This window comes from uncultured Georgenia sp., assembly GCF_937958535.1.
Lineage (GTDB): Bacteria > Actinomycetota > Actinomycetes > Actinomycetales > Actinomycetaceae > Oceanitalea.
The window spans coordinates 1-11,401 of record NZ_CALGNQ010000057.1; the positions used below are offsets into that span (position 1 = coordinate 1).

The 11,401-nt window shown below is 73.4% G+C and carries 11 protein-coding genes; all 11 read right to left on the reverse strand.

Annotated features, from left to right (window positions below; genetic code table 11):
- Window positions 1-86: 86 nt before the first annotated feature.
- The gene (locus Q0195_RS03425; protein WP_299274594.1) at window positions 87-1,865 is read right to left on the reverse strand and encodes a proline--tRNA ligase; all 1,779 of its coding nucleotides are present in this window, start codon (window positions 1,863-1,865) and stop codon (window positions 87-89) included.
- A gap of 70 nt (window positions 1,866-1,935) precedes the next feature.
- The gene (locus Q0195_RS03430) at window positions 1,936-2,802 is read right to left on the reverse strand and encodes a DUF4081 domain-containing GNAT family N-acetyltransferase (protein WP_299274571.1); all 867 of its coding nucleotides are present in this window, start codon (window positions 2,800-2,802) and stop codon (window positions 1,936-1,938) included.
- A gap of 10 nt (window positions 2,803-2,812) precedes the next feature.
- Window positions 2,813-3,952, reverse strand: a complete 1,140-nt coding sequence (gene ispG, locus Q0195_RS03435; RefSeq protein WP_299274597.1) for a flavodoxin-dependent (E)-4-hydroxy-3-methylbut-2-enyl-diphosphate synthase — start codon at window positions 3,950-3,952, stop codon at window positions 2,813-2,815.
- A 63-nt stretch (window positions 3,953-4,015) separates the two neighbouring features.
- On the reverse strand, window positions 4,016-5,329 hold the full coding sequence (locus Q0195_RS03440; RefSeq protein ID WP_299274574.1) for a site-2 protease family protein: 1,314 nt from the start codon (window positions 5,327-5,329) through the stop codon (window positions 4,016-4,018).
- Entirely contained in the window at window positions 5,326-6,504 is a 1,179-nt protein-coding gene (gene dxr, locus Q0195_RS03445; RefSeq protein WP_299274576.1) for a 1-deoxy-D-xylulose-5-phosphate reductoisomerase, read from the reverse strand. The genes Q0195_RS03440 and dxr overlap by 4 nt, the downstream gene beginning before the upstream one ends.
- Window positions 6,501-7,055, reverse strand: coding sequence for a DivIVA domain-containing protein (locus tag Q0195_RS03450; protein WP_299274579.1), 555 nt, complete (start codon window positions 7,053-7,055; stop codon window positions 6,501-6,503). Before Q0195_RS03450 ends, dxr begins: the two co-directional genes overlap by 4 nt.
- On the reverse strand, window positions 7,052-8,239 hold the full coding sequence (gene rlmN / locus Q0195_RS03455) for a 23S rRNA (adenine(2503)-C(2))-methyltransferase RlmN (RefSeq protein ID WP_299274582.1): 1,188 nt from the start codon (window positions 8,237-8,239) through the stop codon (window positions 7,052-7,054). The genes Q0195_RS03450 and rlmN overlap by 4 nt, the downstream gene beginning before the upstream one ends.
- Before the next feature lie 33 nt (window positions 8,240-8,272).
- Window positions 8,273-9,184, reverse strand: coding sequence for a phosphatidate cytidylyltransferase (locus tag Q0195_RS03460; RefSeq protein ID WP_366518073.1), 912 nt, complete (start codon window positions 9,182-9,184; stop codon window positions 8,273-8,275).
- 7 nt (window positions 9,185-9,191) lie between these two features.
- On the reverse strand, window positions 9,192-9,749 hold the full coding sequence (gene frr / locus Q0195_RS03465) for a ribosome recycling factor (RefSeq protein WP_299274585.1): 558 nt from the start codon (window positions 9,747-9,749) through the stop codon (window positions 9,192-9,194).
- Window positions 9,746-10,570 (reverse strand): UMP kinase, encoded by an 825-nt coding sequence (gene pyrH / locus Q0195_RS03470; RefSeq protein WP_299274588.1) that lies wholly within the window; start codon window positions 10,568-10,570, stop codon window positions 9,746-9,748. The genes frr and pyrH overlap by 4 nt, the downstream gene beginning before the upstream one ends.
- A gap of 70 nt (window positions 10,571-10,640) precedes the next feature.
- A partial coding sequence (tsf, locus tag Q0195_RS03475; RefSeq protein ID WP_299274591.1) for a translation elongation factor Ts occupies window positions 10,641-11,401 on the reverse strand: 761 nt, incomplete at its 5' end.

An 11,401-nucleotide genomic window follows, 5' to 3' on the forward strand; every position in this document is an offset into this window, starting at 1 on the left:
GACCCGGACCCCGCAGCCGGCGAGGGCGAGGGCGAGGAGGAGGGCTGCGCCGGCGGCGCGCAGCCGGCCGCTCCGCACCGGCGTCCTCAGCGCTCGAGGGCGGCGCGGACGGCGGCGGCGACCGTGTCGACGGCCTCGCCGACGGGCACCTCGTGCCGCTCCCCGCCGGCCCGCTCGCGCAGCTCCACCGTGCCGTCGGCCAGGCCGCGGCCGACGACGAGCACGAGCGGCACCCCGAGGAGCTCCGCGTCGGCGAACTTCACCCCGGCCGACATCCGCGGGCGGTCGTCGAGGAGCACCTCCACGCCCCGGGCGGACAGCTCGGAGCCGATCCGCTCGGCCTCGGCGAAGACCTGCTCGTCCTTGCCGGTGGCGACGATGTGGACGTGGTAGGGGGCGACGTTCATCGGCCAGGACAGGCCCAGGTCGTCGCAGGTGGCCTCGGCGATGGCGGCGAGCGCCCGGCTCACGCCGATGCCGTAGGAGCCCATCGTCACCGTCACGGCCTTGCCGTTCTCGTCCAGCACGGAGAGCCCGAGGGCCTCGGCGTACTTGCGGCCGAGCGCGAAGACGTGGCCGATCTCGATGCCGCGGGCGAGCTCGAGCGGGCCCGAGCCGTCGGGCGCGGGGTCGCCGGCGCGCACCTCGGCGGCCTCGATGGTGCCGTCGGCGGTGAAGTCGCGGCCGGCGACGAGGCCGAAGACGTGCTTGCCCTCGGCGTTGGCACCGGTGATCCAGCTCGTCCCGGGGACGACGCGGGGGTCGAGGAGGTAGCGCAGGGAGGTGCGCTCCTCGCCGTCGCGCACGGCGTTGGGCCCGACGACGTCCGGCCCGATGTAGCCCTTGACCAGCTCGGGTCGGGTGGCGAGCTGCTCGTCGGTGGCGGGGGCGACGGTCGTGGGCTCCAGGGCGCCCTCGAGCCGGGCGAGGTCGACCTCGCGGTCGCCGGGCAGCCCGACGACGACGAGCTCCTCGGTGCCGTCGGGGTGGGTGAGGCACAGGACGACGTTCTTCAGCGTGTCCGCGGCCGTCCACGGCCGGTCGGGGCGAGGGTAGAGCTCGTTCGCCCGCTCGACGAGGGTCTCGATCGTCGTGGAGTCGGGGGTGTCGCGGACCTCGGCCGGCGGCAGGCCGGTGGCGTCGACCGGGTCGGGCACCGCGGTCCGGGCGGCCTCGACGTTGGCGGCGTAGCCGCCCGGCGAGCGGACGAAGGTGTCCTCACCGGAGGGCGTGGGGAAGAGGAACTCCTCCGAGCGCGAGCCACCCATCGCCCCGCTCGTCGCGGCGACGATGACGTACTCCAGGCCCAGGCGGGTGAAGATCCGCTCGTAGGCGTCGCGCTGCTGCTGGTAGGAGCGCTCCAGGCCGGCGTCGTCGACGTCGAAGGAGTAGGCGTCCTTCATGATGAACTCACGCCCGCGGAGCAGGCCGGCGCGCGGCCGGGCCTCGTCGCGGTACTTCGTCTGGATCTGGAACAGCGTGAGCGGCAGGTCCTTGTACGAGGAGTACATGTCCTTGACCAGGAGGGTGAACATCTCCTCGTGGGTGGGCGCGAGCAGGTAGTCGTTCTCGCGCCGGTCCTTGAGCCGGAAGAGGTTCGGCCCGTACTCGGTCCAGCGGCCGGTGGCCTCGTAGGGCTCACGCGGCAGCAGCGCCGGGAAGTGGACCTCCTGCGCCCCGGCCGCGACCATCTCCTCGCGGATGATGTCCTCGATCTTGCGCAGCACGCGCAGACCGAGGGGCAGCCAGGTGTAGATGCCCGCGCCGGCGCGCCGGATGTAGCCGGCCCGGACGAGCAGCCGGTGGCTGGGCAGCTCGGCGTCCACCGGGTCTTCACGCAGGGTCCGCAGGAACAGGGTCGACATCCGCATCAGCACGCGGGCCAGCGTACCCCGGGAGCGGTGCGGTGCCCGGCACCCCGGCCCGCGCCGGCGGTCAGAAGAGGACGGTGGCGTAGATGCCGACCTGGGTGAACCCGGTGCGGCGGTACGTCGCCAGCGCCGGGGCGTTGTAGCCGTTGACGTAGAGGGAAACCGTGGGGGCGGTGCGGCGGCGGACGTCCTCGACGACGGCCGCCATCGCCGGCGCCGCGATGCCCTCCCCCCGGTGCTCGGGGTGCACCCACACCCCCTGGATCTGCGCCACCCCGAGGGCACAGGCCCCGACCTCGGCCTTGAAGACGACCCGCCGGCCCTCGGGCGCCTGCTCGATGCGCACGTAGGAGCGCTGCAGGGTCACCAGCTCACGGACGCGTGCGGCGTAGGCGCCACCGGCCGCGAGGGGTGAGTAGCCCACCTCCTCGGTGAACATCGCGACGCAGGCGGGGACGAGGATGTCGAGGTCCTCCAGCCGACTGAGCCGCACCCGCGGGTCGGGGGCGACGGCGGGGGTGTTGCTGATCGCCATGGACGGCTGGTCGGCGCGTACCTCACGCGGCCGCATCCACGTCGGGCCGAGGCGGTCCCACAGCGGCAGCACCTGCTCGGCCGGCCCGACGATCGAGGACGCGCGGCGGCCGCGGCCGCGGACGTGGTCGGCCATGGCGTCGAGCAGCTCCGGCTCGTCCAGCGCGACCGGGACGAGGTTGGCGCCGGCCCAGCACAGGGCGCGTAGCTCCCCCTCCCGCCAGATGCCGAGCAGCTCGGCGCCGGGCAGCCGGCGCCGGCCCAGCTGCTCCACCTGGACGGCGGCGAGCACGGTCGCCACCGGGTCGACGGCGCACAGCTCCAGCGCGGCGGCGCGGTCCTCCTCACGCAGGGAGCGCACCCGCACACCGGTGGAGGAGCGCCACCTGCCGAGCACGTCGCGCCGTTCAGCCGGCCGTGACGACCGGGCTGCCGCTGTCGGGCTCCAGGCCCATCTCGGCGGCGATCCGGTTGGCCTCGGCGATGAGGGTCTCGACGATCTGGTCCTCCGGCACGGTCTTGATGACCTCGCCCTTGACGAAGATCTGGCCCTTGCCGTTCCCGGAGGCGACGCCGAGGTCGGCCTCCCGTGCCTCGCCGGGACCGTTGACGACGCAGCCCATGACGGCCACGCGCAGCGGCACGGTCAGGCCCTCCAACCCGGCCGTCACCTCGTCGGCGAGGGTGTAGACGTCCACCTGGGCGCGGCCGCAGGAGGGGCAGGAGACGATCTCGAGCTTGCGGGGCCGCAGGTTGAGCGACTCGAGGATCTGGTTGCCGACCTTGACCTCCTCGACGGGCGGCGCGGAGAGGGAGACGCGGATGGTGTCGCCGATGCCCTGGGAGAGCAGCGCCCCGAAGGCGGTGGCGGACTTGATCGTGCCCTGGAAGGCCGGCCCGGCCTCGGTGACCCCGAGGTGCAGCGGCCAGTCCCCCTGCTCGGAGAGCATCTGGTAGGCCTGCACCATGACGACGGGGTCGTGGTGCTTGACCGAGATCTTGAAGTCGTGGAAGTCGTGCTCCTCGAAGAGGGAGGCCTCCCACACCGCGGACTCGACGAGCGCCTCGGCGGTGGCCTTGCCGTACTTCTTCAGCAGCCGCGGGTCCAGGGAGCCGGCGTTGACGCCGATGCGCAGGGAGACGCCGGCGTCGGAGGCGGCCTTGGCGATCTCCTTGACCTTGTCGTCGAACTTCTTGATGTTGCCGGGGTTGACGCGCACCGCGCCGCAGCCGGCCTCGATGGCGGCGAAGACGTAGCGGGGCTGGAAGTGGATGTCCGCGATGACCGGGATCTGCGACTTCTTGGCGATGATCGGCAGCGCCTCGGCGTCCTTGTCGGTGGGGCAGGCCACCCGGACGATGTCGCAGCCGGAGGCGGTGAGCTCGGCGATCTGCTGCAGCGTGGCGTTGATGTCGTGCGTCTTCGTCGTCGTCATGGACTGCACCGTGATCGGTGCGTCACCGCCGACCTCGACGTCGCCGACCCGGATCTTGCGGGTCGGCTTGCGGGCAGCCAGCACGGGTGGCTGCTCCTTGACGGTCGGCATGCCCAGGGAGATCGGAGTACTCACCCGGCCAGTATCCCCCACCGGCGTTCCCCCGCGCACAGGTCAGCCGGTGAGGGTGACGGGTCGCACGATGTCGGCGTAGGCGAGCAGCAGGCTCATCCCGACCATGACGACGACGACGACGTAGGTCACCGGCAGCAGCCGGGCGACGTCGACGGGGCCCGGGTCGGGCCGGTTGCGCCACACCGCGACCCGGCGGCGCAGCCCCTCCCACAGCGCGCCGGCGATGTGCCCGCCGTCGAGGGGCAGCAGCGGGAGGAGGTTGAAGACGAAGAGGGCGAGGTTGAGCGAGGCGAGGAGGCCGAGCATGTCGGCGGTGCGCTCGGCGACGCCGTACCGCTCGCTGTCGATCGAGGCGATCTCCCCGGCGAACCTGCCCACCCCGACGAGACCGACGACCCCGGGGTCGCGCTCCTCCTGCCCGAAGGCGGCCTGGGCGACGGCGACGATGCGCTGGGGCAGGGTGAGCACGACGTCGACGGTCGCGCCGAGCGCCTCACCGACCCGGGCGGGCACGGCACCGAGGGGCCGGCGCTCCAGGGCGGCGGTGGGCCCGATCCCGACGAAGGGCCGGGGCTCGGTGACGGGCTCGCCGTCCGCGTCGGTGAGGACCTCCCCGTCGACGACGACGGGCCGGTCGACCGTCGCAGCGGTCACCGTCAGGGTCCGCTCCTGCCCGTCGCGCTCGACGACGACGGTGGCGGGGCTCGTCCCGGCGTCCGCGATCGCAGCGCGGACGTCGTCCCACCCGGTGACGGGTCGTCCGCCCCAGGAGAGCACCGTGTCGCCCGGCCGGAGGCCGGCGAGGGCGCCGGGGGCGGGCGGGTCGGTGTCGCGGCACTCGGTGGCGGCGGGGTCGGCGGGGAGGCACTCCTGGACGTTGCCGAGCGTGGCGGTGTAGGCGGGCACCCCGAACCCGACCATGACGACGGCGATGAGGACGACGGCGATGAGGAGGTTCATCACCGGCCCTCCGAGCATGACGACGAGCTTCTTCGGCACGCTCAGTGCGTAGAAGGTGCGGTGCTCCTCCCCCGGCGCGACCTCCGCCAGGGAGTACTGGCGGGCCTCCTCCACGAGGGTGGGGCGGCCGCCGCGGGTGCGGCGGGGGGTGGCGCCGGCGCGGGCCGGCGGGTACATGCCGACCATCCGCACGTAGCCGCCGAGCGGGATCGCCTTGAGGCCGTACCGGGTCTCGCCGCGGCGGCGGGACCACAGGGTGGGTCCGAAGCCGACGAAGTACTGGGTGACCTTGACGCCGAACCGCTTGGCGGGCAGGAGGTGCCCGACCTCGTGGAGCGCGATGGAGACGAGCAGCCCGGCGACGAGGACGAGGACGCCGACGGCGAAGCTCATCGGCGGTCCACCAGCTCCCGTGCGCGGCTCCGGGCCCAGGTCTCGGTGGCGTGGACGGTGGCGAGGTCCAGGCCCTCGGCGGGGGCGCCGTCGTGCTCGGTGAGCACCTGCTCGAGGATGTCGGTGATGGCGAGGAACCCGAGCCGGCCGGCGAGGAAGGCGGCGACGCACTCCTCGTTGGCGGCGTTGAAGGCGGCCGGGTGGGTCGCCGAGGCCGCAGCGGCCTGGCGGGCCAGCCGCACACCGCGGAAGGTCTCCTCGTCGAGCGGCTCGAAGGTCCAGCTCGTCGCCTCGTCCCAGCGGCACGGGGCGATCGCCCGCTGCGGGCGCGCCGGCCACGACAGCGCGAGCGCGATCGGCAGACGCATGTCGGGCGGGGAGGCCTGGGCGATGGTCGAGCCGTCGACGAACTCGACCATCGAGTGGACGACGGACTGCGGGTGGACGACGACGGTGATGTCCTCGGTGGGGACGTCGAACAGGAGGTGGGCCTCGATGAGCTCCAGCCCCTTGTTGACCAGGGTGGCGGAGTTCACCGTGACGACGGGGCCCATGTCCCACGTGGGATGGGCCAGCGCCTGCTCGGCGGTGACGTCGGTGAGCTCCTCGCGGCGCCGCCCGCGGAACGGGCCGCCGGAGGCGGTGAGGACGAGCCGGGCCACCTCGGCGTGCGTGCCGGAGCGCAGTGCCTGGGCCATGGCGGAGTGCTCGGAGTCGACCGGCACGATCTGGTCGGGGTGCTGCCGGGCGGCCCGGACCAGCGCGCCACCGACGACGAGGGACTCCTTGTTCGCCAGCGCGAGCCGCGACCCGGCGCGCAGCGCGGCGAGCGTGGGCTCCAGGCCCACCGAGCCGGTGACCCCGTTGAGGACGACGTCGCTGCCGCCGCCCGCGAGCTCGGCCACGGCCTCGTCCCCGACGTGGACCTCGACCGGCGGTGCGGGCCGGCCCCGTTCGGCGGCGACCGCCGTGACCGCGTCGCGGACCTCGCCCGCGTCACCGCGGGAGACGGCGACCCGCGGGACGTCGTGCTCGACCACCTGCTCGGCGAGCAGCCGCAGGTTGCCGCCGCCGGCGGCCAGCGCCTCGACGGTGTAGCCGCCGCGGGCGACGACGTCGAGGGCCTGGGTGCCGATGGACCCGGTGGAGCCGAGGAGGGTGAGCGTCGTGGTCATTCGACCGCCAGGAGCACCTCGACGGCACGGTCGAGGTACGCGTCGACGACCCCCTCGGCGTAGGCGCGCTGGCGGCGCGCGGAGGGGAAGGTGGCAGTGCGGATCTCGGCGGCGGTGAGGTCGCCGTTGGCGTCGAAGTACTCCACGAGCCGGTCCATGAGGTCGTCCACGGCGTCGCGGTCGTAACCGCGGCCCTTCTCGGGAGGCGCGAAGCGCTCGCCGCGCGGCCGGACCAGGCGCGGGTAGAGGGTGGTGGCCAGCTCGGCGATCCGGTCCATCCAGGCCTGCTGCCCGTGCTGGGCGATGAACGCGTCGCGGCGCCGCTGGACGATCGCTGCTTCGAGCCGGTCGAGGGCGGAGTCGACCGAGCCGGTCGCGTAGCCGCCGCGGACGAGGTCGAAGGCGACGGACCGGACGTCGGCCTCGGTCAGCCCGTTCTCGCCGATGGTGCCGGCCTCGTACTCGCGGCGGGCACGGGCGAAGAACTCGTCGACCTGCTCACGGTGGTAGCCGGTGCTCATCCGTCCGGCGACCGGGAACGGGCTGCTCATCGGGTGGGCTCCTTCACTTTGGGGGCGGTGGCCGCCAGCGCCTCGGCCGCCAGCTGCCCGCAGGCGCCGTCGATGTCGCTGCCGCGGGTGTCGCGCACGGTCGTCGGGATGCCGGCGCGGCGCAGCGTCCGCACGAAGGTCTCCTCGACGGCGGGGTCGGAGGCGGTCCACCGGGAGCCGGGCGTGGGGTTGAGCGGGATGGGGTTGACGTGGACCCAGCCCCGCCCGCGGGAGAGCAGCTCGTCGGCGAGGAGCTGGGCGCGCCACTCGTGGTCGTTGATGTCGCGGATGAGGGCGTACTCGATGCTCACCCGTCGTCCGGTGGCGTCGAAGTAGCGGCGGGCGGCGTCGAGCAGCTCACCGACCTTCCACCGGGAGTTGATCGGGATGAGGTCGTCGCGCAGGCCGTCGTCGGGGGCGTGCAGGGAGACCGCGAGGGTGACCGGCAGCCCCTCCCGGGAGAGCTTGTCGATCGCCGGGACCAGCCCGACGGTGGAGACGGTCACGTTGCGGGCGGAGAGCCCGAAGCCGGCCGGGCTGGGCTCGACCATCCGACGCACCGCGTCGACGACGGCGCGGTAGTTGGCCAGCGGCTCACCCATCCCCATGAAGACGACGTTGGTCAGCCGGGTGGGCCCGCCGGCGAGCAACCCGTCGCGGCAGGCCGCGGCCGCCAGGCGCACCTGCTCGACGATCTCGGCGGTGGACAGGTTGCGGGTCAGGCCCTGCTGTCCGGTGGCGCAGAACGGGCAGGCCATGCCGCAGCCCGCCTGGGAGGAGACGCACAGGGTGGCGCGCTCGCTGTAGCGCATGAGCACCGACTCGACCTTGGCGCCGTCGAACAGGCTCCACAGGGTCTTGCGGGTGGCGCCGGCGTCCGCCTGGAGGGTGTGCACCTCGGTGAGCAGCTCCGGCAGGAGCTCCTCCACCAGCCGGCCGCGGTCCCGGGCGGGCAGGTCGCTCATGGCGGCGTCGTCGCGGGTGAGGTGGGTGAAGTAGTGCCGCGAGAGCTGGTCGGCGCGGTAGCCCGGCAGGGACCGGTCCCGCAGCACCTGGGCCCGGTCCTCCCGGCTGAGGTCGGCCAGGTGGCGGGGTGGCTTGCCGCGGCGGCGGGCGGTGAAGGTCAGCCGGGGACGGTCACCGGCGGCGCCGGGCGTCGGGGGCAGGGAGGCGGTCGTCGACATGGCGGGGCCGATTCTTCCAGATGTTCGTGACGGTCAGCTGACGAACGTCGTCAGCAGGAGGTAGCCGGCCGGGGCGGTCATCAGCATGGAGTCGATGCGGTCGAGGATGCCGCCGTGCCCCGGCAGCAGGGTGCCCATGTCCTTCAGCCCGAGGTCACGCTTGAGCAGCGACTCGGCCAGGTCGCCGACCGTCGCGGTGACGACGGCGCCGGCCCCGAAGAGGAGCCCGACCCACCACGGCGCGTCCAGCGCGAGCACCGCCAGGCCGACCCCGACGCCGGCGGCGAGGACGAGGGAGCCGGCCGCCCCCTCCCACGACTTCTTCGGGCTGATCGACGGCGCCATCGGGTGTTTGCCGAAGAGCACCCCGGCGACGTAGCCGCCGGTGTCGTTCGCCACGGCCCCGAGCAGCAGTGTGAGCACGAGCCACGGGCCCCGCTCCTCGGCGAGGAGGAGCACGGCGAAGGCGGCGAGGAAGGAGACGTAGGCCGCGGCGAGCACCCCGGCGGCGGCGTCCCGGACCGCCTCCGGCCCCCCGCCGTCGACCACCCGCCACACGAGCACCCCGCCGGCGGTGAGGAAGAACGCCACGAGCGTCGCGCTCGGCCCGGCCGTGTACGCCGAGACGAGCATCCCGGCGTTGCCCACCCACAGCGGCAGCAGCGGGATGGTGATGCCGCGCGTGCCCACCGCCCGCCCGAACTCCCACAGCGCGCCGGAGGTGGCGAGCAGGGCGAGCACGACGAAGGCCTCCTCGCGCAGGAAGAGGCTGAGCAGGACGAGCGCGAGCAGCCCCAGACCGACGCCGATGGCGGCGGGCAGGTTGCGGCCCGCCCGGCCGCCGGGCTTGGGGGGCGCCGGCGTGACGAGCGAGCGCCGGGCGCCCTCCTGGATCTGGCGGATCTGCCGACGCGTGAGCGGTGGGTCGCCGCCGGTGGTGCTCACGGGCCGGTCAGACCTCGAGCAGCTCTCGCTCCTTGCCGGCGAGGAGGTCGTCGACGGTGTCGACGCGCTTCTTCGTCAGGCTCTCGAGCTCCTTCTCGGCGCGCTCGACCTCGTCCTCGCCGACCTCGCCGTCCTTCTTCAGGCGGTCGAGCTCGTCCTTGGCCTTGCGCCGGATGCTGCGGATGGAGATCCGGGCGTCCTCGGCCTTGGCCTTGGCGAGCCGGACGTAGTCACGGCGCCGCTCCTCGGTGAGGGCGGGCAGGACGACGCGGATGACGTTGCCGTCGTCGGCCGGGTTGACGCCGAGGTCGGACTCGCGCAGCGCCTTCATGATCGCCTGGGTGGCACCGCGGTCGTAGGGCTGGATGAGCACCGTGCGGGCCTCGGGGATGGTGAGCGAGCCGAGCTGCTGCAGCGGGGTCGGGGCACCGTAGTAGTCCACGAGGATCTTGTTGAACATCCCCGCGTTGGCACGGCCGGTGCGGATGTTGCTGAACTCCTCACCGGCGACCTCGACCGCCTTGTCCATCTTGTCCTCGGCCTCGAGGAGGATCTCGTCGATCACCGTTGCTCCTTCGTGTCGTCCCCGGCAGCCGTTGTGGTGCCGTCGGTGGTGCCGTCGTTGTCGGCCGCCGGGGCGTCGCCGCCGCCAACCGTCACCAGTGTCCCGATCTTCTCACCCAGCAGCGCCCGCGTGACGTTGCCTGGCTCGTTCATGCCGAACACGCGCATCGTCAGGCCGTTGTCCATGCACAGGGAGAAGGCCGCCGCGTCGACGACCCGCAGCCCCTGGCGCAGCGCGTCGCGGTAGGTCACGTGCTCGAGCTTGGTCGCCGAGGCGTCCACGGCCGGGTCGGCGGTGTAGACGCCGTCCACACCGTTCTTCCCGACGAGGACCTCCTCGCAGTGCGTCTCCAGGGCGCGCTGCGCGGCGACGGTGTCGGTGGAGAAGAACGGCATCCCTGCGCCGGCGCCGAAGATCACCACGCGGCCCTTCTCCAGGTGCCGCACGGCGCGCAGCGGGATGTAGGGCTCGGCGACCTGCCCCATGGTGATCGCCGTCTGGACGCGGGTGCGGACCCCGGCCTGCTCGAGGAAGTCCTGCAGCGCCAGGGCGTTCATCACGGTGCCGAGCATGCCCATGTAGTCGGCGCGGGAGCGGTCCAGCCCCCGCTGGGAGAGCTCGGCGCCGCGGAAGAAGTTCCCGCCGCCGACGACGATGGCGATCTGCACCCCGGCGCGGTTCGCCTCGGCGATCTCCCGGGCGACCGCGGACACGACGTCCGGGTCCAGACCGATCGACCCCCCGCCGAACACCTCACCGGAGAGCTTGAGCAGCACCCGGCGCGGCGGGGCGGCGGTGGACGTGTCGGACGGGACGTTCATGCAGACCTCCGAGGTGATGGTACGCGGGTGGCCCCGGCCCGGGTACGGGCCGGGGCCACCGGACAGCTGGTCAGGCGCCGACGCGGAACCGGACGAAGCCGGTCACCGTGCCGCCCGCGCCCTCGACGACCTTGCCGACCGTGGTCTTCGGGTCACGGGCGTAGGCCTGCTCGAGGAGGACGTTCTCCTTGTAGAAGCCGTTCATCCGGCCCTCGACGATCTTCGGCAGCGCGGCCTCCGGCTTGCCCTCGTTGCGGGAGGTCTCCTCGGCGATGCGCCGCTCGTTGGCGACGACGTCCTGGGGGACGTCGTCCCGGGTGAGGTACTGCGGGCTGAAGGCCGCGATGTGCATCGCGACGTCCTTGGCCACCTCGGCGCCGGCCGCGTCGGTGGCGACGAGCACGCCGACCTGCGGGGGCAGGTCCTTGGCGGTGCGGTGCAGGTAGCTCGTCACCTTCTCCCCGGACAGGCGGGCGACGCGTCGCACGACGAGCTTCTCGCCCAGCGTGGCGGCGTGCTCGTCGACGAGGGCGCCGACGGTGGTGTCACCGGTCGGGGCGGCGAGCAGGGCCTCGACGTCCTCGGCACCGGAGGCGACGGCCGCGGCGAGCACCTTCTCCGCCAGGGTGATGAACACCTGGTTCTTCGCCACGAAGTCGGTCTCGGAGTTGAGCTCGACCATGACCCCGGTCTCGCGGTCGCCGTCCTGGACGATCTCGACGGCGACGAGGCCGTCGGAGGCCGAGCGTCCCTCGCGCTTGGCGACGCCCTTGAGGCCCTTGACGCGGATGATCTCCAGCGCCTTCTGCTGGTCGCCGTCGGCCTCGTCGA